Genomic DNA, 25,190 nt, shown 5'->3' on the forward strand with positions numbered 1-25,190 from the left:
TCGGGCTCAGGCGGCGAGCCGCCCCTCCTCCACGGCGTGGCAGGCGACCTCGGTCTCGCCGCGGCGGATCAGGCGCGGCGCCTCCGCCCGGCAGCGGTCATTGGCGAAGGGGCAGCGCGGGTGGAAGCTGCAGCCCGACGGGGGGTCGATCGGCGAGGGCACCTCTCCGCCCACCGGCGTGCGCTGCCGCCCCGTCATCTCGAGGTCGGGGATCGCCTCGAGCAGAAGCCGCGTGTAGGGGTGCTGCGGTGAAGCAAACAGCGTCTCGCCGGGAGCGAGCTCGACGATGCGGCCGAGATACATCACGCCGATGCGGTCCGACATGTGCCGCACCACGGCGAGGTTGTGGCTGATGAAGAGATAGGTCAGGCCGAGCCGCTCCTGCAGGTCCTTCATCAGGTTCAGGATCTGCGCCTGCACCGAGACGTCGAGGGCCGAGGTCGGCTCGTCGCAGACGAGGAACTCCGGGTTGGAGGAGAGGGCGCGCGCGATCGAGATTCGCTGCCTCTGGCCGCCCGAGAACTCGTGCGGATACTTCTCGGCATCCTTCGGGGAGAGGCCGACCTGGCGCAGGAGCTCGCCCACCCGCGCCTCGATGTCGGACCGTTCCTTGAGCAGACCGAAGGCGCGGATCGGCTCGGCGATGATGTCGCCCACGCGCCAGCGCGGGTTGAGGCTCGCGTAGGGGTCCTGGAAGATCATCTGGAGCCGCCGCCGCACCGGCGCCTGCTGTGCCCGCGAGGTGAGCGAGGCGAGGTCGATGCCATCGATCCGGATCGTGCCGCGCGTCGGCGCATAGAGGCCGACGACGAGGCGCGCGACGGTCGTCTTGCCGCAGCCTGATTCGCCCACGAGCGACAGCGTGGTTCCCCGCGGGATGGCGAAGGAGACGCCGGCGACGGCACGCAGGATCCGCCGCCGCTCGCCCTGCAAGAGCCGGATCAGCCAGGGCTTCGAGACGTCGAAGTCGCGGGCGAGGTCCTCCACCTCGACGAGCGGGCGGGTCGTTGCGGGGGCGGCGTCAAGCGGCATCGCGCGCATGCCCCCCTTCGGCATAGAGCCAGCACGCGGCGCGCGAGGGCCCGCCTGTCGCCATCAGCTCGGGCCGCTCGCTGCGGCAGCGGTCGAAGGCCCGCCCGCAGCGCGGGTTGAAGGCGCAGCCTTTCGGGATGTCGGTCAGCCGCGGCATCGCGCCGTCGATCTGCCGAAGCCGCGCGACCCGGTGGGTGAGCGGGGGAATCGACCCCATCAGCCCCTCGGTGTAGGGGTGGCGGGCGTTCTTCACCACTTCGCGCACCGGCCCGATCTCGGCGATCCGCCCCGCATACATCACGGCAACCCGGTCGGCCGTCTCGGCGATCACCCCCATGTCGTGGGTGATCAGCATCACCGCCGTGCCGTGCTCGCGGCAGAGGCGCTTCAGAAGTGCGATCACCTGCGCCTGGATCGAGACATCAAGCGCCGTCGTCGGCTCGTCCGCGATCACGAGCCGCGGCTCGGCGCAGAGCGCGAGCGCGATCACCACGCGCTGGCGCATCCCTCCCGAGAACTGGTGCGGGTAAGAATCGATCCGCTGCGCCCCTCCGGGGATGCCGACGTCCTCGAGCCAGCGGATCGCGCGGGCGCGCGCCTCCCGGTCGGAGAGGCCGAGATGCGTCTGCATCGTCTCGACGAGCTGGCGGCCGATCGAGTAGAGCGGGTTCAGCGTGGTCAGCGGGTCCTGGAAGATCGCACCTATCTGCCGGCCGCGGACGCGGCGCATCTCCTCGGGCGGAAGCGTGTCGATCCGCCGGCCATTGAGCCGGATCTCGCCGCCCGCGATCCGCCCGGGCGGCTCGATCAGCCTGATGATCGCCGCTCCCGTGATCGACTTTCCCGCCCCGCTCTCGCCGACCACGCCGAGCACCTCTCCCTCGTCGATCGTGAAGGAGACGTCATCGACCGCCGTCAGCACGCCGCGACGGGTCAGGAACTCGACGCGCAAGTTGTTCACCTCGAGCAGCGGCATCGCCTTGTCCTCAACGCAGCTTCGGGTTCAGCGCATCGCGCAGCCAGTCGCCGAGCAGGTTCACCGACAGCACCATCAGTGCGAGCGTGATGCCTGGAAAGACGGTGATCCACCATTCGCCCGAGAACAGGAAATCGTTGCCTATCCGGATCAGCGTGCCGAGCGAGGGCTGCGTCGGCGGCACGCCGACGCCGAGAAAGGACAGCGTCGCTTCGGCGAGGATGGCGAAGCCGAGATTGAGGGTGGCGATCACGAGCACCGGGCCCATCACGTTCGGCAGAACGTGCCGCGTCATGATCCTCGCCGGCGAGAGGCCGATCACCCGCGCGGCCATCACATACTCCTTGTTCTTCTCGACGAGGGTGGAGCCGCGCACCGTGCGCGCGTACTGAACCCAGTTCGAGATGCCGATCGCGAAGATCACCACCCAGAGCGCGATCCGGTCATGCAGCTCGCGCGGCAGGGCGGCGCGGACGAGACCATCAACCAGCAGGGCGACCAGGATCGCGGGGAAGGTGAGCTTGATGTCGGCGATTCGCATCAGCACCGCATCGGTGGTTCCGCCGACGAAGCCGGCCACCAGCCCGATCGTGACGCCAAGAGTCATCGCGAACAGGACGGAGCAGAAGCCCACGAACAGCGAGATCCGCGCGCCATACATGATCGTCGAGAGCACATCCCGCCCCTGATCGTCGGTGCCGAACAGGAAGCGCGCAGTCCCGCCCTCCATCCAGGCCGGAGGGTTGAATGCGTCCATTAGGTCGAGAGTGGCGAGGTCGAACGGGTTGTGCGGCGCGAGCACCGGCGCGAACACCGCCCCGCCGATCAGCGCGAGCGCCACCACCGCGGAGACGACGGTGAGCGGCGAGCGGGAGAAGCTGTACCACAGGTCGCTGTCGAAGAAGCGTGCGACCGGGCCCATGCGTCCCGGCGCCGCCGGCGCCGGCTGCACGACCGCCGCCTCCGTCGCCGGCGCCTCGCCCGCCATCAGCGCGCGCTCCCGATCAGCGAGCCGCGCAGCCGCGGATCGACGAGATAGTAGAGCAGGTCGACCACGAGATTGATGAGCACGAAGAGCAGCGCGATCATCATCAGGTAGGCGGCCATGATCGGGATGTCGGCGTTCGCGACCGCCTGGATGAACAGAAGCCCCATGCCCGGCCACTGGAACACCGTCTCCGTCACGATCGCGAACGCGATGATCGCGCCGAGCTGCAGACCGGTGATGGTGATGACCGGCACGAGCGTGTTCTTCAGCGCGTGCCCGAAATGGATCGCGCGATTGGTAAGGCCGCGGGCGCGCGCGAACTTGATGTAGTCGGTGCGCAGCACCTCGAGCATCTCCGACCGCACGAGCCGCATGATCAGCGTCATCTGGAACAGGCCGAGCGTGACCGAAGGCAGGATTAGCGCCTTCAGCCCCGAGGCGGTGAGGAAGCCGGTCGTCCACCAGCCCCCCACAAGCACCGTCTCGCCGCGGCCGAACGAGGGCAGAATGCCGAGCGTGACGGAGAAGATGAGGATCAACAGGATGCCGATCAGGAAGGTGGGCAGCGACACGCCGATCAGCGAGATCGTGAGGAAGAGGCGGGAGAGCCAGCTCTCCCTGTAGAGCCCGGTGTAGACGCCCATCGGCACGCCGATCGCAAGCGCGAGGAAGGCGGCGCTGAAGGAGAGCTCGAGGGTCGCCGGCATGCGTTCGAGGATGAGGTCGGAGACCGGGCGCGCGAGCCGGTACGATAGGCCGAAATTGCCCTGCGCGGCGTTCTTCAGGAACTCCCAGAACTGGACGAAGAAGGGCTGGTCGAGGCCGAGGTCGCGGATCAGTGCCTGGCGCTGCGCCTCCGTATAATCCTGCCCGAGCATGATCGCCACCGGGTCGCCGACATAGGCGAACATAGCGAAGCTGATCAGGCTCACCGTGAGCATCACGGGCAGGGCCTGCAACAGGCGTGAGACGATGAAGGCGAACATCGGCGGTTCCGTTGCCCCGCGCCGATGGAGCGCGCCGCCGGCGCGGGGCGTGGTTCAAACGTGCGTCAGTTCACGCGAACGAAGCGGAACTGGGGCTGGTTGTTCGCCTGGTGCGGGATCGAGATGTTCGACCGCACCGCCCACGGGATCATCTGGTGGTGCAGCGGGATGTGCGGAACGTCCTCGCGGTAGAGCCGCAGCGCCTCGTGGATCGCGGCGGTGCGCTTCTCCCGATCAAGCTCGTTCTTCATCGTGTTGATCAGCGCGTCCATGCGGGGGTTGGAGTAGCGCCCGTAGTTCCAGATTCCGTTGCCCGGGGCGCCGTCGCGCGTCGCGAGCAGGGACTGGAAGGAGTAGAGCGCATCGAGCGTCGGCACGCCCCAGCCGAGCAGGTAGATCGAGGTGTCCTCGCGCTGGATCTTCGGGAAGAAGTTCGCAAGCGGCATGGCGTTGAGGCTGGTGCGCACGCCGATCCGCGTCCACATCGCCGCCACCGCCTGGCAGATCTGCTCGTCGTTGATGTAGCGGTTGTTCGGGCAGTCGAGCGTCACCTCGAAGCCCTGGGGGTAGCCGGCCTCGGCGAGCAGCTGGCGCGCGCGGTCGGGGTTGAAGGGAAGCCGCACGTCCTCCGCCTTGGAATAGCCGTTCACCTGCGGCGGGAAGAAGGTTCCGGTCACGACCGCCTGGCCGCGCATCACCCGGGTGCGGATCGCCTCGATGTCGATCGCGTGATAGAGCGCCTGCCGCACGCGGAGGTCCTTGAACGGATTGCGGCCCTTGACGTTCGAGTAGAGCAGCTCGTCGCGATGCACATCCATCGCGAAGAAGATGGTGCGGATCTCGGGGCCTTCGAGCACCGTCACACCTTGCGCGCGCTTCAGCCGCTCGAGGTCCTGCAGCGGTGGGTCGAGAACGAAATCGATCTCGCCCGAGAGCAGCGCGGCGATGCGTGTGGCGTCCGACGCGATCGGGCGATAGACGATCTCTGTGACGTTGCTCACGTTCTTCGGGTCGGACCAGCCCCACCAGCGGTCATTGCGGACCATCACCGTGCGCACGTCGGGCTCGCGCACCGTCAGCCGGAACGGGCCCGTGCCATTGGTGTTGCGCACCGTGTGCGTCTCCTCCCGGGCGCGTGTGTTCTGCGGCTGGGTGACGTTGTTCCGCTCCGACCACTCGCGGTCCATGATGTAGACGGAGGCGATCTTCGAGGGCAGGATCGGGTCGGGGATCTTGGTGATGATGTCGACGGTGAAGTCGTCGACCTTCTCGGCCTTCTCCACCGTGTCGACGAAGATGCCGTAGTTCGAGGTCGGCGCGAGCGCGCGGGTGATCGAGAACACCACGTCGTCGGCGGCGAAGGCCGAGCCGTCATGGAACGTCACGCCGCGGCGGAGCTCGAAGCGCCAGCGGTTCGGCTCGAGCTGTCGCCAGGCTGTGGCGAGCCCGGGCTCGAGCGCGAGGTTCTGGTCGCGCTTGATCAGCGGCTCGTAGATCTGGCTGAGCACCATCGTGACGGTGCCAAGGTTCTGTGAATGCGGGTCCATCGTGTTCGGGTCGCCGGCGGCGGACCAGCGCACCGTCCTCGCCTCGGGCGAGGCGGCGGCCAGGAACACGCCCACGGCCGCCGTCGCGGCCAGAAGCACTCTTTTCATCTGCGAAGTCTCCCCAGAGGTTGCTGGCCGGTCGCTGCGGCCGTTCCTCCGCCTTCTAGCGGATGACAGGCCGGTGACCAAGCGCGGGATCGCACAGGAAAAAGGGCGGCAGGCCGTGGCCCGCCGCCCGATCTGTTGCCCCCGTAGGGACGTGTTCACGGAAGGCCCACAGTCCCCCATCGGCTGACACGGACAAGGACCTTCTGCTGCTGAATTGAGCGGAGTGGGACCTCCTGTCAATCTGACGCCATGGAACAGACGCATTAAACGCGATGGAACGGACACATTATCGCCTCGGGCTCGACATCGGCGCGAACTCGATCGGCTGGTGCTGCCTGTCTCTCGATGAGGACCGACGCCCTTGCGCGGTTCTTGCTGCCGGGGTGCGGGTCTTCCCTGACAGCCGCGACCCGCAGACCCTTGCCTCCCTCGCCGCCGAACGGCGTGCTGCGCGGGCGGCGCGTCGGCGTCGTGACCGCTATCTGAGGCGGCGTCGGGCGCTCGCGAACGCTCTCGTCCGGCATGGCCTGATGCCCGAGAGCGGGAGCGTCTCGGGCAGCGACCCCTGGCCGCTTCGCCAAGCAGCGCTGGTGCGGCCGCTTTCGCCGCACGAGCTCGGCCTCGTGATCTTCCACCTCAACCAGCGGCGCGGCTTCGCCTCGAACCGCCGAACCGACGGCAGCAACGAGGAGGAGCGCGGCAAGATCAGGGACGCGGCGGACCGGCTTCGGGGCGAACTCTCGCGCGCCGGCGCGCCAACGCTCGGAGCCTGGCTCGCCGAACGCCACGCCGCGCGCAAGCCCGTGCGTGCGCGCCTTCGCGGCGAAGGGGCGCAGGCGCACTACGATTTCTATCCGACGCGGGAGCTCGTGCTTGCCGAGTTCGACGCGATCTGGGCGGCACAGGCGGCCTGGAACGAGCGCCTGACGGATGCGATGCGCGACGAGATCAGGCGCATCCTGTTCCACCAGCGGCCGCTGAAGCCCCCTGTCGTCGGAAAATGCTGGCTCGAGCCGGAAGAGGACCGTGCCCCGCGCGCCCTACCGACGGTGCAGCGCTTCCGGATCGCGCAGGAGCTCGCGCATCTGCGGATCACCATCCCCGGCTTCCCCGATCGCCCCTTGTCGGATACGGAGCGTGCCCTGCTGCTCGCACGCCTCAACGCCGGCTGCGACATCAGCTTCGAGCAGGTGCGCAGGGCGCTCGGCCTCCCCGGCGAGGCGCGGTTCAATCTCGAAAGCCTGAATCGGGAGAAGCTCGAGGGCGCGGCCACCGCACGTCGCCTCGCCATTGGCACGAAGAAGCGCCCGGCCCCGCTCGCCGAGGTGTGGGACAGCCTCGACGACGCGACGCGCGACCAGATCGCCACCGTGCTGGTCGAGGTGGAGACGGAGGACGAGGCGTTCGCGCGGCTTCTCGCCCTCGGCCTGCCTGAGGAGGCGGCGCGGCGTACGGCCGGGATCGTGCTCGAGGACGGGCGCGCGAGCCTGTCGCTTACCGCGATCCGCCGCCTCCTGCCGTTCCTCGAGCAGGGCTTGCGCTACGACGAGGCGGTGCGCGCGGCAGGCTACGCCCACCACAGCGACGATCGCACGGGCGAGCTCCTTCCTGAGCTTCCGTATTACGGCGAGGTGCTGAAGGAGCGGCTCGGAACCGGGACGAATGACCCAAAAGACCCGGAGGAGAAGCGGCTCGGTCGCGCCCCGAACCCGACGGTGCATGTCGCGCTCAACGAGCTTCGCCGCGTGGTGAACGCGCTCATTGCCCGGTTCGGGCGCCCTGAAGAGATCGTTGTCGAGGTGTTGCGCGAGCTCGGGCACTCGGCCGTGCAGCGTCGGGAGATCGAGAAGGCGCAGAAAGAGAACCGCGAGCGGAACGAGCGAGCCAAACGGGCGATCGAGAGCCTCGGGCTCAAGGTGACGGGAGGGGCGATCAGGCGCTACCGGCTCTGGGAAGACCAGGCGCAAGACCCGAAGGACCGCTGCTGCCCGATCACGGGAACGCTGATCGGCATCGAGGCTCTGTTCAGCGCCGAGATCGAGGAGGACCACATCCTCCCCTTCGCCATCACTCTCGACGACAGCAACGCCAATCGCGTCCTCGTCACGCGCGAGGCGAACCGACGCAAGGCGCGCCGGGCCCCGTTCGAGGCGTTCGGGCACACCCCGGAGTGGCCGGAGATCCTCAGGCGGGTGGCGCTGTTGCCGCCGGCGAAGCGCTGGCGGTTCCAGGAGGGAGCGCTCGAGCGCTGGCAGGGCGAAGAAAAGGACTTCCTCGCCCGGCACCTGACCGACAGCGCCTATCTCGCGCGGCTTGCGCGGCTCTATCTCCGTGTCATCTGCGACCCAGACAGGGTCTGGGCGGTGCCTGGGCGGCTGACCGCGCTCGTGCGCGGGGCGCTCGGGTTGAACGGGCTGCTCGGCGGGCCGGGGGCGAGGAAGGACCGCACGGACCATCGCCACCACGCGATCGACGCGCTTGCCGTGGCGCTGATCGACCGTTCGCTTCTGCAACGGGTCTCGGCCGCGGCGCGGCGGGCGCAGGAGGTGGACCGGCGCCTGCTCGCCGATCTCGAGGAGCCGTGGCCCGGGTTCCACGCCGAGGCGAAAGCTGCGATCGAACGCGTCGTCGTCAGCCACAAGCCCGACCACGGAACGGGGGGGAAGCTGCACAACGACACGGCCTATGGCGAGGTGCGCGGCGCGGACGAGACGGGCCCGAACGTGGTGGTGCGCAAGCCGCTGTCGGCGTTCCTCAGGGCCACGCCCGAGGAGGCGCGGGCGGCGATCCGCGACCCTGTGCTTGCTGAGAAGGTGGCGGCGGCGCTCGCGGCGAATGCCGATGCGAAGTCGCGCGCTGCAGCGCTCGCGGCGCTCGAGCATGGTGCCGGGACGGTACGGCGCGTGCGCACCTGGGAGAGGCTCGAGACCCGGCCGATCCCCTCGGCGCCGTGGAAACGGGTGAAGCTCGACGCCAACCACAGGATCGAGTTCTGGCGCCTGCCCGGCAAGGGCGGCAAGCCGGGCAAGGTGGTGACGCAGCTCGTGCCGCTGCTCGACGCCGCGGCGGAGGCGGAGGCGAAGCGGCTCGGCCGCAAAGTGGCGGAACGCAAGCCGCACCCGGCGGCGACGCTTCTGATGCGTCTGCACAAGAACGACATGGTGGCATTCGGCGAGGGCGAGGCGCGGCGTATCCTGCGCGTGGTGAAGATGAGCAAGGGGCAAGTTGTGCTCGCGCCGCACCATGAGGGCGGCAACCTGAAGGCGCGGGATGCCGACACGGCCGACTCGTTCAAATACATCAACGGCTCGGTCGCGGCGTTCAGGCGCGAACGGGCGCGGCTTGTGCGCGTCGATCCCGACGGGCGGGTGCATGACCCGGGGCCGAGGGCGTGGTGAGCCATGCCGCCCGGCTCTCCGCTCGGCCGTGTGGTGGAGATCGCCGAGGAAGGGCGGCACCTTTTGAAGGAGAGAGGCTTCCTCGTGGTCGAGGCGGGCGGGGAGGAACTCGGCCGCGTTCCGCTTGATGACATCGCCGCGTTGGTCGCGACGGCGCGCGGCACGAGCCTCACCACCTCTTTGATCGCGGCGCTCGCCGAACGCGGCACGCCGGTCGTGCTGTGCGGGGCGAATTTCGCCCCCGTCGCGCTCGTGTTTCCGCTTGCCGGCCATCATGCGCAGCAGCGGCGCATGGAGGCGCAGCTTGCGGCGACGCGGCCGCTTGCGAAGCGGCTCTGGGCGCAGGTGGTGGCGGCGAAGCTGCGCGCCCAGGCGGCGGCGCTCGCGTCGGCGGGGCTTCCGAGCGCGGCGCTTGCCCGGCTTGCGCGGAGCGTGCGTTCGGGCGACCCGGAGAATGCCGAGGCGCAGGGGGCGCGGCGGTATTGGCCGCTGATGATGGGAGAGGGGTTCCGTCGCGACCCGTCGTTGCCCGGGGCGAACGCGCTGCTCAACTACGGCTATGCGGTGCTTCGGGCGGGGGTGGCGCGTGCGATCTGTGCCGCGGGGCTTCACCCCTCGCTCGGCATCTTTCACCGCCACCCGCACAACCCGCTGCCGCTTGCCGACGACCTGATGGAGCCGTTCCGGCCGCTGGTCGATCTCGAGGTGCGTGCGCTGGTTGCCGAGGGTGCGAGCGAGGTGGACAGGGTGGCGAAGCGGCGGCTTGCGGCGCTGTTGCTTGCGGATGTTCCGACCGCTTTCGGAACGAGCCCGTTTGCGACCGCGCTGATGCGGTGCGCGGCGAGCCTTGCCGAGAGCTACCTCTCGGGCGTTCCGGCGCTCGAGTTTCCGATGCTTTCCGCGGAGGGCGGCAATGTCATTGCGGAACCGGACTTTCCTGTCGGGCTATCGGGTCATGTGGATGTTCGTGATGTTCGATCTTCCGGTGACGACGAAGTCTGAGCGCCGGGCGGCGGCGAAGTTCCGGCTTTGGCTTTTGGATCAGGGGTGGGAGATGAGCCAGTTCAGCGTGTATTTGCGCTGGTGTGCGAGCAAGGAGCAGGCCGAGCGGTGGCTGAGGGAGATTTCGCGCAACCTTCCTGGCACGGGGAAGGTGCATGTGCTGATGGTGACGGACCGGCAGTTCGAGCAGATGACGGTGTTTCGGGGCCGGTCGCGTGCCGGGAAGCGGCCGAAGCCTGAGCAGCTGACGTTGTTCTGAGCGGTGTTTTGGGGCGGCTCCATCCTCCGCTTGTCCGTTTTGGATCAACGGGTTGGCGGAGGATGGAGTTTAGCCGATGGGGGAATGCGGGCCAACCGCAACAGACTGGCGAGCTACATCTCAAACTGCGAAGTTTAGCCGATGGGGGAATGCGGGCCAACCGCAACCACTCAGGCGCCCCGGCCTCCGCGCCGTGTAGTTTAGCCGATGGGGGAATGCGGGCCAACCGCAACGGCGACATCATTGCTGTAGCGAACCAGTGAGTTCAGCCGATGGGGGAATGCGGGCCAACCGCAACACCATGCCGGCTGTCGTCGCCGCAATTGCAGTTTAGCCGATGGGGGAATGCGGGCCAACCGCAACTGAATGCAGGCATTTGCGGATATCCGCCGCAGTTTAGCCGATGGGGGAATGCGGGCCAACCGCAACGCCTCGCCTCACCGTGCCTTGCCTGTCCGAGTTTAGCCGATGGGGGAATGCGGGCCAACCGCACCCGACGACCGATGCGGCCGTTGCTCAAAACGCCTTACGCATCCCGATGCCGCCGCCCGGCTCAGGCGTACATCTCCTCCACGAGAGACCGATACGCCGCTAGAACCTTCTGCCGGCGCACCTTCTGCGTCGTCGTCAACAACCCGTTCTCGATCGTGAACCCGGGCACGGCACGCCAGCGCCGGATCCGCTCCGCAACCGTCAGCGACCGGTTGGCGTCCTCGACCGCCCGCGCAAGCTCCGCCTCGTCCGCCCCCTCGGCGGGGACCAAGAGGGCCACGAGATGCGCCCGACCGTCGCCTGCCACCACCGCCTGCTGGATCGCCGGCTGGCGCGCGAGGATCCCCTCCACGCGCGCGGGGCTGATCATCTCGCCACCGGTCGTCTTGATGATCTCGCGCTTGCGATCGGTGATGCGCAGGTAGCCATCGTCGTCGAGCGCGCCGACATCGCCCGTGTGCAGCCAGCCGTCGCGGATCGCCTCCGCCGTCGCCTCCGGATTGTTCCAGTAGCCCTGCATCACGAGATCGCCGCGCACAAGGATCTCGCCATCCTCGGCGATGCGAAGTTCGACATTCGGCAGGGGCAGCCCGACCGTGTCGATCGGGATCCGATCCGGAGGGTTGGCAGAGATCACCGGCCCCGCCTCAGTCTGCCCGTAGCCCTGCATGATCGGGATCCCCAAGGCGAGGAAGAACCCGCCCACGTCTGGGTCGAGCCGCGCGCCGCCGCTCATGATCCCCTTGAGCCGCCCGCCGAAGCGCGCCCGCACCTTGCGGCGCACGAGACCCTCGAGCACCCGGTCGGCGAACCAGCCGCCCGCGCCGAGGCTCTGGCCGCGTACGCGGCGGGCGCCGAGCGCGAGCGCCGCGACGAACAGGTCCTGCTTCCACTTCGGCTCGCGCTTGAGCCCTGCGAGGATGCGCGAGCGGATCACCTCGAACAGGCGCGGCACGGCCGTCATCACGGTCGGGCGCACCTCGAGCATCTCCTGCGCCACACGGTCAGCCCCCGTGGCGTAGTAGATCTGCGTGCCGATCGAGAGCAGGAAGAACTGCCCGCAGGTGTGCTCGTAGCTGTGCGAGAGCGGCAGGAAGGAGAGGTAGATCTCGTCCTCGAGCGCGAGCGGCTTGAGGAGTTCCCACGCGCCGGCGCAGTTCGAAAGCATCGCCCGGTGCGGCAGCATCACGCCCTTCGGCGCCCCGCCCGTGCCGGAGGTGTAGATCAGGCAGGCGGTCTGGTCGGGCGGGATCGTGTGCACCTCTTCGCGCAATCCGGCCGGCGGCTCGGGCGAGACCGCCTCCGCCCAGGGTACGATCCGCGCGGCGCCGACAGCCCCGACCGGCTCCATCGCGACAACGAGCTCAAGCCCTCCCCCTCCCGCCGTGGCAGACCGCGCTGCGGCCTCGGCGAGCTTCTCCGCAAGCGCCCGCGTCGAGACGATGGCCGCCCGCGCCCCGCTGTCGGCAAGGACATGGGCGAGGTCCTCAGGCGTGTAGGTGGTGTAGGCGGGCACCGAGATGGCGCGGATCGACATGATCGCGAGATCGGCGATCGGCCATTCGGGGCGGTTCTCGGCGAGCAGCAGAACCCTGTCGCCTGGCGCCACGCCGCGTGAGCGCAGCGTGGCGGCAAGCCCCGCCGCCTCGCGCGCGAGCCGCATCCAGCTCGTCGGCACCCAGCGCCCGCCCTGTTTCGCCCAGAGCGCCGGCCGCTCGCCCCACTGCGCGGCACGGTCGAACAGCATCACCGCAAGGTTCGGCCAGGCCGGATAGCCGCCCGGGGCGGGTCGCTCGCGCGTGCCTGCCGCCTCGGTCACGGTGCCGTGTCCTCCCCTCCTCGTCGCAGCCCCCGGTTGCCCGGGGCCCCGGCGGTGCCATATGCCGTGGGTCCCCGACAAGAGGTAGGGACAACTCGTGCCGCACGCCATGCTCGCTGTAACCGATCCGGACTTCCCCCGCGCACCCGAGGCCCCGGCCGGTGCCGGCGCGGAGACGCTTCCGGCCTGGGACCTTTCCGACCTCTACCCGGCCCCCGACAGCCCGGCCGTGGCGGCCGATCTCGCGCAGGCGGAGGAGGCGGCGAAGGCGTTCGCGTCCCGCTTCAAGGGGCGCCTTGCCGGGCTCTCGGGGGCGGAACTCGCCGCCGCGATCGAGGAGTACCAGAGGATCGAGGAGATCCTCGGCAAGGTGATGGCTTACGCCCAGCTCCTCTTCGCCGAGGATGCGACGTCGTCCGAGATCGGCCGCTTCTACCAGGGCTGCAACGAGCGCGTCACCGCGATCTCCTCGCACCTGATCTTCTTCACCCTCGAACTGAACCGGATCGAAGACGCTGCGCTCGAGGCGAAGCTCGCCGCACCGGCGCTCGCGCGCTTCCGCCCATGGCTGCGCGACCTGCGCGTGTTCCGCCCGCACCAGCTCTCCGACGACCTCGAGCGGCTTCTCCACGAGAAGGAGGTCACCGGCCGGTCGGCCTGGTGCCGGCTGTTCGACGAGACGATGGCGGGCTTGCGGATCCCGGTCGAGGGCGAGGAACTGACTCTGAGCGAGGCGCTCAACCGCCTCTCCGACCGCGACCGGACGCGGCGCGAGCAGGCGGGGCGCGCCATCGGCGCCACGCTCGCGGAGAACGCGCGCCTGTTCGCGCTGATCACCAACACGCTCGCGAAGGACAAAGAGATCATCGACACCTGGCGCGGCTACGAGCGGCCGGAGAGCTACCGCAACCGCGCCAACATGGTGGAGGACGAGGTCGTCGAGGCGCTTGTCTCGGCCGTGACATCGGCCTTTCCGCGGCTGTCGCACCGCTACTACATGCTCAAGGCGCGCTGGCTCGGCCTTGAGCGGCTTGCGTTCTGGGACCGGAACGCTCCGCTTCCCGAGGACGATGACCGGCTGATCAGCTGGGACGAGGCGGTGACGCGGGTCCGGGCCGCCTATCGCGCCTTCAGCCCCGCGCTCGCTGACATCGGCGACCGGTTTTTTGCCGCGGCCTGGATCGATGCGCGGGTCAAGCCCGGCAAGGCTTCGGGCGCCTTCGCCCACCCCACCGTTCCGTCCGCGCATCCCTATTTGCTTCTCAACTACCATGGCCGCGCTCGCGACGTGATGACGCTCGCCCACGAGCTCGGCCACGGCGTGCACCAGATCCTCGCGGCGCCGAACGGCTACCTGATGGCAGGAACGCCGCTTACGCTCGCCGAGACGGCCTCGGTGTTCGGCGAGATGCTCACCTTCCGCGCCATGCTCGACGGTGAGACCGACCCGAAGCGGCGGCGCGTCCTTCTCGCCGGTAAAGTCGAGGACATGCTGAACACGGTGGTGCGGCAGATTGCCTTCTACCGTTTCGAGCAGCGCGTGCACGCCGAGCGCCGGCGCGGCGAGCTCACGCCTGACGCGCTTGCCGCGATCTGGCTCGGCGTTCAGTCGGAAAGCCTCGGCCCGGCCTTCACCTTCGACGACGACTATCGAATGTACTGGGCCTACATCCCCCACTTCATCCACACGCCGTTCTACGTCTACGCCTATGCCTTCGGGGACTGTCTCGTAAACGCGCTCTACGGCGTGTTCCGGGAGGGGCACCCGCGGTTCCAGGAGAAGTATCTCGATCTCTTGCGCGCGGGCGGCACCAAGCGGCACCGCGAGCTGCTCGCTCCCTTCGGCCTTGATGCCTCCGATCCTGCGTTCTGGAACAAGGGCCTCGATGTGATCTCGGGCTTCATCGACGAGCTCGAGGCGGCGATGCCGGCGGCCGGGGCCTGAGGGCGCGCGCCATGGCGGTGGAACAGGCCTCGATCTTCGGCCAGCTGCGCCGGGTGGTGCGCACCTCCGGCGCGGTCGGCGGAATCGCGGCGCGCGTCGCTGGCGAGCGCCTGTTCGGGGTGAAGACCGATCGCGCCGGCCATGCCGAAGACCTCAAAGCCGTGCTGGGTGGGCTGAAGGGCCCGCTGATGAAGGTGGCGCAGTTCCTCTCCACGATCCCGGACGCGCTGCCGCCCGAATACGCGGCCGAGCTCGCCCAGCTTCAGGCGAACGCGCCGGCGATGGGCTGGCCCTTCGTCAACCGCCGTATGCGGGCGGAGCTCGGGCCGGACTGGCAGGCGAAATTCGCCTCCTTCTCACGCGAGGCGGCGGCGGCGGCCTCGCTCGGGCAGGTGCACCGCGCCACCTTGCCCGACGGCCGCGCCGTCGCCTGCAAGCTCCAGTATCCCGACATGGCCTCGGTGGTGGAGGCCGATCTCCGCCAGCTCAAGCTCGCGATGGCCGTCTACCGCCGGATGGACAACGCGATCCAGCAGGAGGAGATCTACAAGGAGCTGTCGGAACGCCTGCGCGAGGAGCTCGACTATGCGCGCGAGGCGGCGAACATGCGCCTCTACCGCACGATGCTCGCCTCCGAACCGGGCGTGCATGTGCCCGAGCCGATCGCGGGCTACTGCACCTCCCGCCTTCTGACCATGACCTGGCTCGAGGGCAGGGCGCTGATGCGCCGGCTCGAGGAGAACCCGCCGCAGGAGGAGCGGAACGCGATCGCGCTCAATCTCTTCAAGGCGTGGTACGTGCCGCTCTACCGCTACGGCGTCATCCACGGTGACCCGCACTTGGGCAACTACCAGGTGCGCGGCGACGGCGGGGTGAACCTGCTCGACTATGGCTGCATCCGCGTGTTCCAGCCGCATTTCATCCGCGGCGTGATCGACCTCTACGAAGCGGTGCGCGACAAGGACGAGGAGAAGGCGCACCACGCCTACGAGACCTGGGGCTTCCGGGGGCTCGACCGGGAAAAGATGGCGGTGCTCAACCTCTGGGCCGAGTTCCTCTACGAGCCGCTGCTCGAGGACCGCACCCGTCGGATCCAGGAGAATGACGACCCGCAATACGGCCGGCGCGTGGCCGAGGAGGTGCATGCGGGGCTGAAGCGGATCGGTGGGGTGCGGCCTCCGCGCGAGTTCGTGCTGATGGATCGTGCCGCGATCGGGCTCGGCAGCGTGTTCCTCCGTCTCGGTGCCGAACTGAACTGGCACCGCCTGTTCCACGAGCTGATCGAGGAGTTCGACCCCGTGGCGATGGGGGAGCGCCAGCGGGCGGCGCTCGCCGAAGCCGGGGTTCCCGCCGCAGCCTGACGGCTCAGCCCCGCTTCCACTTGATCGAGCAGCCGATCGCGGGGTGCTGCTCGGCCGGCGGCGGCCTGCCTTCGGCGACCGCCTTCATCGCCTCGTAGAGCTCCCGGCGCGCACCGGGCACGACCGAGGTGCGCGAGGCGTCGAGCCGGCCCCGATAGACGAGGCGGCGCGACTGATCAAAGCCGAAGAAGTCGGGCGTGCAGACGGCGCCATAGGCGCGCGCCACCTCCTGGGTCTCGTCGTGCAGATAGGGGAAGGGAAGCCCCTTCTCGCGGGCGAGGCGCTGCATCTCGGGAAACGAGTCCTCCGGGTAGGTTTCGGCATCGTTCGAGCAGATCCCGGCGAAACCGATGCCGAGGGCGGCGAGGTCGCGCGCATCGCGGATCATCAGGTCGAGCACCGCCTTCACATAGGGGCAGTGGTTGCACATGAAGACGATCACGGTTCCCTTCGGACCGGCGACGTCGGCGTAGGCGAGGGTTCGTCCGTCCGTCGCGGGGAGCCGGAACTCCGGCGCGGTGGTCATCGATGTCGCGGGCGTGGTCATGCCTTGCCTCCCTCCGTCTTCGGGAGGCAGTGTAGCCGAGACTGGGGTCCGGCGCTCTCCGGTGGTGCAACCGCCGCAGCAGCGCCCGAGGACGAGGAGACGACGCGGGATGCCTGGCGCGCCGTCGTCGCAGGCCACGACCGAGCCCAGGGCCGACACGCTCGCGGAACGGGTGGCGCTGCTGGGGCGCGCGCCGCTTCTGCGCCGCCTGCCGGAGGAAGCGCTCGCGCGGCTTGCCGGCTCCGCCCGCTTGAGGGCGATGCGCCGGGGCGAGACGCTGTTCCGGCGCGGCGATCCGGGCACGGGGCTCCTGCTCGTCGTCAGGGGAAGGATCCGGATCTCGGTCCCCTCCTCGGAGGGGCGTGACGGCGTGCTGAACCTCGTGCGTGCTGGGGAGGTGGTGGGCGAGATCGCCCTCCTGGACGGGCACCCGCGCACGGCGGATGCGATCGCCGACACCGACGGCGAGGTGATGCTGCTCGAGCGCCGCGACCTGTTGCACCTGATCGAGGAGAACGGTGCCCTCGCGCTTGGCCTGATGGAGGTGCTGTGCGAGCGGCTTCGGCAGACCTCGGCCCAGGTCGAAGCGCTGATGTTCCAGGAGGCGGGCCCGCGAATCGCTCGCGCCCTGCTTCAGCTCGCCTCGGTGCAGCGCCTCGCCTCTGTGGCGGTGACGCAGAAGCAGCTCGGCGAGATGGCGGGAACGAGCCGCGAGAGCGCCAACCGAACGCTCAACGCCTGGGAGGCGCGCGGCCTCGTCTCGCTCGTGCCGGGTCGTGTCACGCTGCGCGACGAGGCGGCGATCCGCGCCATCGCCGAGGGTGGCAAGCAGCACGGCTGACGCGGCGTCGGGAACCGGGCCGGGCGCGTCAGGGTCGAACACCCATCGCTGCCCGTGGTCTCGCGGGTCGTCTCGCACTTCCGTCCTGGTTCGGGGGCGACCCTTGCCGGCCCCTCTTCCTCCCCGCGTCACGACGTTCAGCGGCCGCACCGGGCCGAGGGCGACGGCTGTCGATCGTTGTTGCCGAGGCGGACCGCTTGCGGGGGCAGGCCCCGCTCAGGCTGCCTTCGCCTCGCGCCTGCGGGCGTGCAGCACGAATTCGGTGTAGCCGTTCGGCTGGGCGCGGCCCTGGAACACGAGCTCGCAGGCTGCCCGGAAGGCAGGACCGTCGAAGCCGGGCGCCATCGGCCGGTAGGCCGGGTCGGAGGCGTTCTGGCGATCGACCACCACCGCCATGCGCTTGAGCGTCTCGAGAACCTGCGCCTCGCTCACCACGCCGTGGTGCAGCCAGTTGGCGATGTGCTGGGAGGAGATGCGCAGCGTCGCGCGGTCCTCCATCAGCCCGACGTCATTGATGTCCGGTACCTTCGAGCAGCCGATGCCCTGGTCCACCCAGCGGACGACGTAGCCGAGGATTCCCTGGCAGTTGTTGTCGAGCTCCGCCTGCACCTCCTCTGGGTTCCAGTTCGCGCGGTCGGCCAGCGGAAGGGTGAGCATCTCCTCGCGCTTCGCGGGCGGCCTGAGAGCGATTTCCTTCTGCTGGGCAGTGACGTCCACCTGGTGGTAGTGCAGCGCATGCAGGGTCGCCGCGGTGGGGGAGGGCACCCAGGCGGTGGAGGCGCCGGCCTTCGGGTGGGCGATCTTCTCCTTGAGCATCGCCTCCATCCGGTCCGGCATGGCCCACATGCCCTTGCCGATCTGCGCCCGGCCGGCGAGCCCCATGGCGAGGCCCACGTCGACATTGTTGTCCTCGTAGGCGCGAAGCCAGGCGGCCGTCTTCATCTCCGCCTTGCGCAGCATCGGGCCGGCTTCCATCGAGGTGTGGATCTCGTCGCCCGTGCGGTCGAGGAAGCCCGTGTTGATGAAGCAGACGCGATGCCGGGCGGCCGCGATGCAGGCGCGCAGATTGAGCGAGGTGCGGCGCTCCTCGTCCATGATGCCCATCTTGAGCGTGTGCCGGGGAAGGCCGAACAGATCCTCGAGCCGGGCGAACAGGGTGTCGGCGAGAGCCACCTCAGCCGGCCCGTGCAGCTTCGGCTTGACGATGTAGATCGCGCCTGTGCGGCTGTTCCGGAACGGACCCGTTCCCTTGAGGTCGTGCAGGGCGCAGAGCGTGGTGACGGCAGCGTCGAGGAACGTCTCCGGCGTCTCCCGGCCGTCGGCGTCGAGCACCGCGTCCGTCATCATATGATGGCCGACATTCCGGACCAGCATCAGAGCCCGGCCGGGAAGTGTGAGCGTTCCGCCGTCGGGCCGCGTCCAGTGCCGGTCAGGGTTCAGGCGGCGCTCCACCATCCGGTCGCCGCGCGGGAAGGTCACGGCGAGCGTCCCGGTCATCAACCCGAGCCAGTTTCGATAGAGCGCAACCTTGTCGGCGGCATCGACCGCGGCGACGCTGTCCTCGAGATCCTGGATGGCGGTGAGCGCCGCCTCGAGAACGATGTCGGCGATCCCTGCCGGGTCAGACCGCCCGATCGGGTGGGCACGATCGATCCTAAGCTCGACATGCAGGCCGTTGTGGCGGAAGAGCAGGCTCCGCGGATGCTCGGCAGGGCCGTCGAACCCGACGAACGCGGCCGGCTCCGCGAGCGTGACCCGCCCGCGCGGCGTCGAGACCGAAAGCCTGCCATCGATCACCGCGTAGAAGGTGGCCTCGGCATGCGAGGCGCCGGCGAGTGGCGCGACCTCGTCGAGCACCCGTCTGCCGCGCGCGATCACCGCCGCGCCGCGCCCGGGGTCGTAGCCCGGCCCCTGCGGCAGGCCGAGGCCCATCGCGTCGGTGCCGTAAAGGGCATCGTAGAGGCTGCCCCAGCGCGCGTTTGCTGCGTTGAGCGCGTAGCGGGCGTTCGAGACGGGAACGACGAGCTGTGGTCCGGGCGTGCGGGCGATCTCCTCATCGACGCCTTCGGTATCGACCCGAACGGACTGGGGCTCCGGCAGGAGATAGCCGATCGAGCGGAGGAAGGCCTCATAGGCCTCGGGGTCATGCGGCCTGCCGCGGCGGCTGCGATGCCAGGTGTCGATCTCCGCCTGAAGCCGGTCACGCTCGGCGAGCAGGGCGGCGTTGCGTGGCGCGAGCTCGGCGATGATCGCGGCGAAGCCGCGCCAGAACGCCTCCGGCGTGATGCCGGTGCCGGGGGCGGCCTCCTCGGCCACGAAGGCGAAGAGCTCGGGGGCGATGCGAAGCCCTGCAGCGTCGACGCGTGAGGTCATTGCCGCGTACCCGTCCATCTGCCGTTCCTCCATGCCGTCTTGCCGCGGCGCGTGCAGTGCAGCATGCACGAGTTGCCGAACGTTTACACCCTCTCCGTTGACAGAACGGTGAGGGTGACACCCGCTCGCGCGCAACCCTGCCATTCCCGTCGCTCTTGCAGACCCGGGCGCTTTGACGCATATGCCGCGCGCTGCTGCTCCCGCGCTCCTCGGCCGGGCCCCGCCATCCCCGGGGTCACGTCCGGTTCCGGGTCACGAGAAGGATATCTGCCGATGCGCCTTGCGGTGCTGAAGGAACGCCGGCCCGGCGAAGCGCGGGTCGCGGCCACGCCGGAGACGGTGAAGAAGCTGAAAGCGCTCGGCCTCGACGTGGCGGTCGAGGCGGGGGCGGGCGCGGCAAGCGCGATCCCGGATGCCGAGTTCGCCGCAGCCGGAGCGCAGATCGCGCCCGACGCCGCGGCCGCGCTCGCGGGGGCGGAGATCGTGTTCAAGGTCCAGGCGCCGCTCGGCCCCGGCGAGGGGGAGGTGGACGAGCTCGGGCTGATCCCGCGCGGGGCGCTGCTCGTCGGCATTCTCGGTGTCTGGGGCAACGAGGGGCGCGTTTCCGACTATGCCGCGCGGGGGATCGATGCCTGCGCGATGGAACTTCTGCCGCGCATCACCCGCGCCCAGAGCATGGACGTCCTGTCGAGCCAGGCGAACCTCGCCGGCTACCGCGCCGTGCTCGAGGCGGCCACCGCCTATGGCCGCGGCTTCCCGATGATGATGACGGCCGCCGGGACCGTTCCGCCGGCGGCGGTGTTTGTGCTCGGCGCAGGTGTTGCCGGGCTGCAGGCGATCGCGACCGCGCGACGCCTCGGCGCCAAGGTGTCGGCCACCGATGTGCGCCCCGCCGCGAAGGAGGAGATCAAGTCGCTCGGCGCCACCTTCATCGGCGTCGAGAGCGAGGAGACGGCGACCGCTCAGACGACAGGCGGCTATGCCAAGGAGATGAGCGAGGACTTCAAGCGGCGCCAGTCGGAGCTGATGGCCGAGACGGTCAAGAAGCAGGACGTGATCATCTGCACCGCTCTCACCATGGGCCGCGCCGCGCCGAAGATCCTCTCGGCCGAGCACGTCGCCTCGATGAAGCCCGGAAGCGTGATCGTCGACATCGCGGCGGATGCGGGCGGCAACTGCGCGCTCACCGTTCCCGGCGAGAAGGTGGTGACGGACAACGGCGTCACCATCCTCGGCTACCGGAACTGGCCATCGCGGATCGCGGTCGCTGCCTCCGCGCTCTACGCGCGCAACCTTCTCACCTTCCTCACTGCGTTCTGGGACAAGACCGCCGGGCGCCCGAACCTGAAGCCCGAGGACGAGATCATCCAGGGTGTTGCGCTGACGCGCGGCGGTGCGGTGGTGCACCCGCAGTTCGCGCCGAAGCCCGCCGCCGCGGCCTGAAGCCGCCGCTACGCATCCTTACTCGAGGGGGGACACGATCATGAACCCGAGCCAGGTCGCCGAGACCGCCGGCAGCATCGCGCGCGAGGCAGCGCGGCTCGCCGAGCGGGCACAGGCGCTCGCCACCGAGGCAGCCGTCGCCGCCCAAGGTGCCGGCGAGGTGGTCGAGCCGTTCCTCTTCCTGCTCTCGATCTTCCTGCTCGCCTGTTTCGTCGGCTACTACGTGGTGTGGAATGTCACGCCTGCGCTGCACTCGCCGCTGATGGGTGTGACCAACGCCATCTCGTCGGTCATCGTCGTCGGGGCGCTGCTCGCGCTCGGGCTTGCCGAGAGCGGTCTTGCGCGCGTCTTCGGGTTCCTCGCGGTGCTGCTTGCGTCCGTCAACATCTTCGGCGGGTTCATCGTCACGCAACGCATGCTCTCGATGTTCCGCAAGAAGGGGACGTGAGGCGATGAGCGCGTCCATCACGGCCATTGCCTATCTGATCGCGTCTGTCTGCTTCATCCTCGCGTTGCGGGGGCTCTCTAGCCCGGAGACGGCGCGCCAGGGCAACCTGCTCGGCATGGCGGGGATGGCGATCGCCGTCTTCGCCACGCTGCTTCGCCCCGGCATGGGCGGGTTCCACTGGATGGCGGTCGCGGTCGCGATCGGCGGCGGCATCGGCGCCTACATCGCGACCCGCATCCAGATGACGGCCCTGCCGCAGCTGGTCGCCGCGTTCCACAGCCTCGTCGGCATGGCGGCGGTGTTCGTCGCCGCCGCCGCGCTGTACTCGCCGCAGAGCTTCGGCATCGGCACGCCCGGGGCGATCAAGACCGCCTCGCTGATCGAGATGAGCCTCGGTCTCGCGATCGGTGCGATCACCTTCTCGGGCTCGGTGATCGCCTTCGCCAAGCTGCAGGGGATCATGTCGGGCAAGCCGATCACCTTCCCGAACCAGCACCTTCTGAATGCGGTGCTGGGCGGGCTGATCGTGCTTCTCGTGATCCTGTTCGTCGCGACCGAGAGCCACACCCTGTTCTGGCTGATCGCCATCCTCGCCTTCGCGATCGGCTTCCTCATCATCATCCCGATCGGCGGCGCCGACATGCCGGTCGTCGTCTCGATGCTGAACTCCTATTCGGGCTGGGCGGCGTGCGGCATCGGCTTCACCGTCGGCAACCTGATGCTCATCATCGCCGGCGCCCTGGTCGGGGCTTCGGGCGCCATCCTCTCCTACATCATGTGCAAGGGGATGAACCGCTCGATCATCAATGTGCTCTTGGGCGGCTTCGGAACCGACAGCTCGGCCGCCGGCGCAGGTGGTGCGGGCGGGGATCGCAGCGTGCGCGCCGGTGCTGCCGAGGATGCGGCGTTCATCATGAAGAACGCGTCCAAGGTGATCATCGTTCCCGGCTACGGCATGGCTGTGGCGCAGGCGCAGCACGCGGTGCGCGAGATGGCGGATGCGCTGAAAAAGGAGGGGGTGGAGGTGAAGTACGCCATCCACCCCGTGGCGGGCCGCATGCCCGGCCACATGAACGTTCTGCTCGCCGAGGCGAACGTTCCCTACGACGAGGTGTTCGAGCTCGAGGAGATCAACAACGACTTCTCGACCGCCGACGTCGTCTACGTGATCGGCGCCAACGACGTGACCAACCCGGCCGCCAAGACCGACCCGAAGAGCCCGATCTATGGCATGCCCATCCTCGAGGTGGACAAGGCCAAGACCGTGCTGTTCGTGAAGCGCTCGATGGCCTCGGGCTATGCCGGCGTCGAGAACGAGCTGTTCTACCGCCCGAACACGATGATGCTGTTCGGCGATGCGAAGAAGATGACGGAGGAGATCGTCCAGAGCCTCGCGCACTGAGCCGCGCGGCGGCGGGGCAAGGCAGGGGCACTGTGGCCCAGCGCCTGCGGGTTCACCGCGCTCGGCTGCCGAGGCGGTGCATCGCCTCGAGCCAGGCCGCCCGCCTCGCCTCCGTCGCCGCCTTGGCCATGCCGAGATAGGTGGTCCGCACCGGGCCGATGCCGGCGAAGCCGAGAAGTCCGGAGGTGAGCGCCCGCACCCCGTGCGCGCCGAACCACCAGCGGTAGGCGATCGCCGGCATGCCCATGGTGACGACCACGCGCGCCGAGACGCCCTTCAGCCGGCGTGCTCCTCGCCATCCCGTCGTCGGGTCCAGCAGCAGGAAGCGCGGGCGAAACACCTGCTCAAGAAAGGCCTTCAGCACCGCCGGCATGCCGCTAAGCGAGAGCGGGAAGACGAGCGCGAGGTGTTGGGCTCCGGCGAGCGTCTCCTGAACGGCCGAGACCTCGGGCGGCGGAGGAGCCTCGAACGCCGCTTTCGTCGTGAGTGGCGGGAGGTGCAGGGTTGCGGGCGTCAGCGTCTCGACCGTGTGACTCGCCGCGCGCGCGCCGGCGGCATAGGCCTCGGCGAGGGCGTGGCAGAGACGTCCGCCGGCCGGGTCGGGATGCCCCTGGATGATCACGATTCGCCGCGCCATCGCCGCTCTCGCCTCGCTGACGGGCTCGAGGGTAGCATGAAAAGATGCATGACGGCCCGCGACGGACGATGCGCGTTCCGCTCCCCGCCCACCTGATCCTGACCCGTCGCGCGAGCGAACCGATCCCGAGGGACGCCGTGGCGTGACGGTGGAGCGACGTTTCGATTTCGCCTTGGGCGGCCTCGGAACGGGGCGGAATGTGCTGATCCGCACCCCGTTCGCCTGCGTCGCTGTCTCGGTTGCGGCCTGAGGCGGCGCTCCCCTTTCGAGAACGGGGGCGCCGTCCTGTCTCTTTGCTCAGCGCGAGGCCTGGACCGTCGTCCAGCCCGGCTCGACGCGAACGAGCGGACGCCCCGAGCTGCGCCAGCCGTCCGTCCCATCGCGGAACCAGCGCACATCCGTGTAGCCTGCTTGCGCGAGCCGGATGGCCCCATTGTAGGAGAGCCAGCAATTCCGGTTCGGACAGAACACAACGACCGGCCGGCTCTTGTCGTTCTCCGTGAGCGCAGCGACGCGCTCCTCGAACCTCGCCTGCATTCTCGGCGAGTCGCGGTCGCAAATTCCGGCGCCGGGAAGCCAGGTCGCGCCTGGAACCGTTGTCCGTCGATCGCCCGAAGCGACGTCGATGAAGACTGGCCGGCGCGGATCGCTCTGCAGTTTTGCCACCTCGTCCGCGCCAATGACAGTCGCGAAGGGAACACTGGGCGGCGTCTCTCCCACCATCGGGCTGCACCGCATGGCGAAACTTTCCGCGGGCGGCCCTCCAGTGACGGCCGTGTTGCGAGGATCCGCTTGGCATGCGGCAAGGGCGAGAAGAGCTGCTCCAGCGGCCAGAAGCGCGCGTGTATGCATATCTGTGTCCTCAACGCGAATGAACGATGGTGCCGTGAGGGTCGCCGATGGGTGTTGACGCATGCTTAACCGGCCGGATCGAACGTCGGTGTCCGATCCTGCGGCGTTGTGACGCGTCCGCACGGTGCCGGCAGGAGGTGCCGGGCTGAGCCGGCTTCGCCCCGCCCTCATCGCCGCCTATCGCGCGGCGCGCTACGAGGTCTGTCTCGGCCCAACAACGGTTCGGCTTCGGGTCGGGGAACGCGCGCCGCCTGTGTTCGCGCTCTGGCTCGGCGCTTGCCTGGGCGGCGTGTTCCTCACCGCCTGCGCGCCGGAGGGCCGCCCCCGGCGTCCGGGTGCGGAGCATCGCGCGCACGCGCGCTTGGTGCGCCGGCTCCGCCGCTCGGGGATTCGCCATCTCGCGGGCGAGGGAGGGGACGACCGGGGCGCCTGGCGCGCGGAGCCGAGCGTGCTCGTGCCGCTCTCGCGTCCGCGCGCGGCCGCCGGGTGGGGCCGCGCGTTCCGCCAGAACGCAGTGCTTTGGGTTCCGAGGCGAGGCGCCGTCCGCCTGTTTCTCTTGCGCTGACCGCGCTCAGACCACGCTGACGCGCTGCGCGGTGCGCGCGGTTCGGCCCGCCTCGTCGGTAATCGTCACGGCGATCTCGGCGGAGCGGTCGAGGCGCAGGAAGAACACGTGGAACGGATTGGCGGCGCTTCCGTTCCGGAACACGACCTCGAACGCGGGCGCGCCATCG

Annotated in this window: 21 protein-coding genes; 10 read left to right on the forward strand and 11 right to left on the reverse strand. The window is 69.2% G+C overall.

The annotated features are described in order from the left end of the window. Positions 1–6: 6 nt before the first annotated feature. From KO353_RS11100 to KO353_RS11120, 5 genes are all read right to left on the reverse strand, one after another. Positions 7–1,032: an ABC transporter ATP-binding protein gene (locus KO353_RS11100; protein ID WP_218284760.1), complete on the reverse strand. Its 1,026-nt coding sequence runs from the start codon at positions 1,030–1,032 to the stop codon at positions 7–9. Then, on the reverse strand, positions 1,022–2,008 hold the full coding sequence (locus KO353_RS11105; protein WP_218284761.1) for an ABC transporter ATP-binding protein: 987 nt from the start codon (positions 2,006–2,008) through the stop codon (positions 1,022–1,024). Before KO353_RS11105 ends, KO353_RS11100 begins: the two co-directional genes overlap by 11 nt. 10 nt (positions 2,009–2,018) lie before the next feature. Further along, entirely contained in the window at positions 2,019–2,996 is a 978-nt protein-coding gene (locus KO353_RS11110; protein ID WP_235691809.1) for an ABC transporter permease, read from the reverse strand. Further along, positions 2,996–3,982, reverse strand: a complete 987-nt coding sequence (locus tag KO353_RS11115; protein WP_218284763.1) for an ABC transporter permease — start codon at positions 3,980–3,982, stop codon at positions 2,996–2,998. Before KO353_RS11115 ends, KO353_RS11110 begins: the two co-directional genes overlap by 1 nt. 65 nt (positions 3,983–4,047) lie before the next feature. Further along, entirely contained in the window at positions 4,048–5,637 is a 1,590-nt protein-coding gene (locus tag KO353_RS11120) for an ABC transporter substrate-binding protein (protein WP_218284764.1), read from the reverse strand. 272 nt (positions 5,638–5,909) lie between these two features. Between KO353_RS11120 and cas9 the strand changes: the two genes are divergently transcribed. From cas9 to cas2, 3 genes are read left to right on the forward strand one after another with little or no spacing between them, the layout of a single operon-like run. Continuing rightward, on the forward strand, positions 5,910–9,035 hold the full coding sequence (gene cas9, locus KO353_RS11125; RefSeq protein WP_218284766.1) for a type II CRISPR RNA-guided endonuclease Cas9: 3,126 nt from the start codon (positions 5,910–5,912) through the stop codon (positions 9,033–9,035). A 3-nt stretch (positions 9,036–9,038) separates the two neighbouring features. Further along, positions 9,039–10,037: a type II CRISPR-associated endonuclease Cas1 gene (gene cas1 / locus KO353_RS11130; protein WP_235691810.1), complete on the forward strand. Its 999-nt coding sequence runs from the start codon at positions 9,039–9,041 to the stop codon at positions 10,035–10,037. Continuing rightward, positions 10,006–10,296, forward strand: a complete 291-nt coding sequence (gene cas2 / locus KO353_RS11135; protein ID WP_235691811.1) for a CRISPR-associated endonuclease Cas2 — start codon at positions 10,006–10,008, stop codon at positions 10,294–10,296. The genes cas1 and cas2 overlap by 32 nt, the downstream gene beginning before the upstream one ends. A gap of 553 nt (positions 10,297–10,849) precedes the next feature. Here the strand turns inward: cas2 and KO353_RS11140 are convergent. Beyond that, the gene (locus KO353_RS11140; RefSeq protein ID WP_235691812.1) at positions 10,850–12,607 is read right to left on the reverse strand and encodes an AMP-dependent synthetase/ligase; all 1,758 of its coding nucleotides are present in this window, start codon (positions 12,605–12,607) and stop codon (positions 10,850–10,852) included. Positions 12,608–12,716: 109 nt separating this feature from the next. On the opposite strand from KO353_RS11140, the gene KO353_RS11145 reads away from it, so the two are divergent. Both KO353_RS11145 and KO353_RS11150 read left to right on the forward strand, forming a co-directional pair. Beyond that, positions 12,717–14,552: a M3 family oligoendopeptidase gene (locus KO353_RS11145; protein WP_218284769.1), complete on the forward strand. Its 1,836-nt coding sequence runs from the start codon at positions 12,717–12,719 to the stop codon at positions 14,550–14,552. 11 nt (positions 14,553–14,563) lie between these two features. Next, a complete protein-coding gene (locus KO353_RS11150; protein WP_218284771.1) occupies positions 14,564–15,913 on the forward strand; it encodes an ABC1 kinase family protein in 1,350 nt (449 codons plus the stop codon). A 4-nt stretch (positions 15,914–15,917) separates the two neighbouring features. Here the strand turns inward: KO353_RS11150 and KO353_RS11155 are convergent, their stop codons facing one another. Beyond that, a complete protein-coding gene (locus KO353_RS11155; protein WP_218284772.1) occupies positions 15,918–16,460 on the reverse strand; it encodes a thioredoxin family protein in 543 nt (180 codons plus the stop codon). Positions 16,461–16,569: 109 nt separating this feature from the next. Here KO353_RS11155 and KO353_RS11160 point away from each other — a divergent pair, with 109 nt between their 5' ends. Then, a complete protein-coding gene (locus KO353_RS11160) occupies positions 16,570–17,301 on the forward strand; it encodes a Crp/Fnr family transcriptional regulator (RefSeq protein WP_218284774.1) in 732 nt (243 codons plus the stop codon). Between the two features lie 216 nt (positions 17,302–17,517). Here KO353_RS11160 and KO353_RS11165 read toward each other — a convergent pair whose 3' ends face one another. Further along, entirely contained in the window at positions 17,518–19,692 is a 2,175-nt protein-coding gene (locus KO353_RS11165; RefSeq protein WP_407928193.1) for a malate synthase G, read from the reverse strand. Between the two features lie 255 nt (positions 19,693–19,947). Between KO353_RS11165 and KO353_RS11170 the strand changes: the two genes are divergently transcribed. Genes KO353_RS11170 through KO353_RS11180 form a run of 3 tightly spaced genes read left to right on the forward strand, consistent with a single transcriptional unit; the run spans position 19,948 to position 22,967 of the window. Continuing rightward, positions 19,948–21,117, forward strand: a complete 1,170-nt coding sequence (locus KO353_RS11170; RefSeq protein ID WP_218284775.1) for a Re/Si-specific NAD(P)(+) transhydrogenase subunit alpha — start codon at positions 19,948–19,950, stop codon at positions 21,115–21,117. 40 nt (positions 21,118–21,157) lie between these two features. Further along, positions 21,158–21,565: an NAD(P) transhydrogenase subunit alpha gene (locus KO353_RS11175; protein ID WP_218284777.1), complete on the forward strand. Its 408-nt coding sequence runs from the start codon at positions 21,158–21,160 to the stop codon at positions 21,563–21,565. A 4-nt stretch (positions 21,566–21,569) separates the two neighbouring features. Next, the gene (locus KO353_RS11180) at positions 21,570–22,967 is read left to right on the forward strand and encodes an NAD(P)(+) transhydrogenase (Re/Si-specific) subunit beta (protein WP_218284779.1); all 1,398 of its coding nucleotides are present in this window, start codon (positions 21,570–21,572) and stop codon (positions 22,965–22,967) included. Positions 22,968–23,019: 52 nt separating this feature from the next. Here KO353_RS11180 and KO353_RS11185 read toward each other — a convergent pair whose 3' ends face one another. Then, the gene (locus KO353_RS11185) at positions 23,020–23,604 is read right to left on the reverse strand and encodes an NAD(P)H-dependent oxidoreductase (RefSeq protein ID WP_218284781.1); all 585 of its coding nucleotides are present in this window, start codon (positions 23,602–23,604) and stop codon (positions 23,020–23,022) included. A gap of 297 nt (positions 23,605–23,901) precedes the next feature. Next, on the reverse strand, positions 23,902–24,627 hold the full coding sequence (locus KO353_RS16895; RefSeq protein ID WP_328774385.1) for a rhodanese-like domain-containing protein: 726 nt from the start codon (positions 24,625–24,627) through the stop codon (positions 23,902–23,904). Between KO353_RS16895 and KO353_RS11195 the strand changes: the two genes are divergently transcribed. Then, on the forward strand, positions 24,581–25,021 hold the full coding sequence (locus KO353_RS11195; RefSeq protein WP_218284784.1) for a DUF3293 domain-containing protein: 441 nt from the start codon (positions 24,581–24,583) through the stop codon (positions 25,019–25,021). The genes KO353_RS16895 and KO353_RS11195 overlap by 47 nt on opposite strands. Positions 25,022–25,027: 6 nt before the next feature. On the opposite strand, the gene KO353_RS16900 is transcribed toward KO353_RS11195, so the two are convergent. Beyond that, positions 25,028–25,165, reverse strand: coding sequence for a hypothetical protein (locus KO353_RS16900; RefSeq protein WP_218284786.1), 138 nt, complete (start codon positions 25,163–25,165; stop codon positions 25,028–25,030). Between the last annotated feature and the right edge of the window lie 25 nt (positions 25,166–25,190).

Origin of the sequence: Elioraea tepida (assembly GCF_019203965.1) — a bacterium.
GTDB lineage: Bacteria > Pseudomonadota > Alphaproteobacteria > Acetobacterales > Acetobacteraceae > Elioraea_A > Elioraea_A tepida.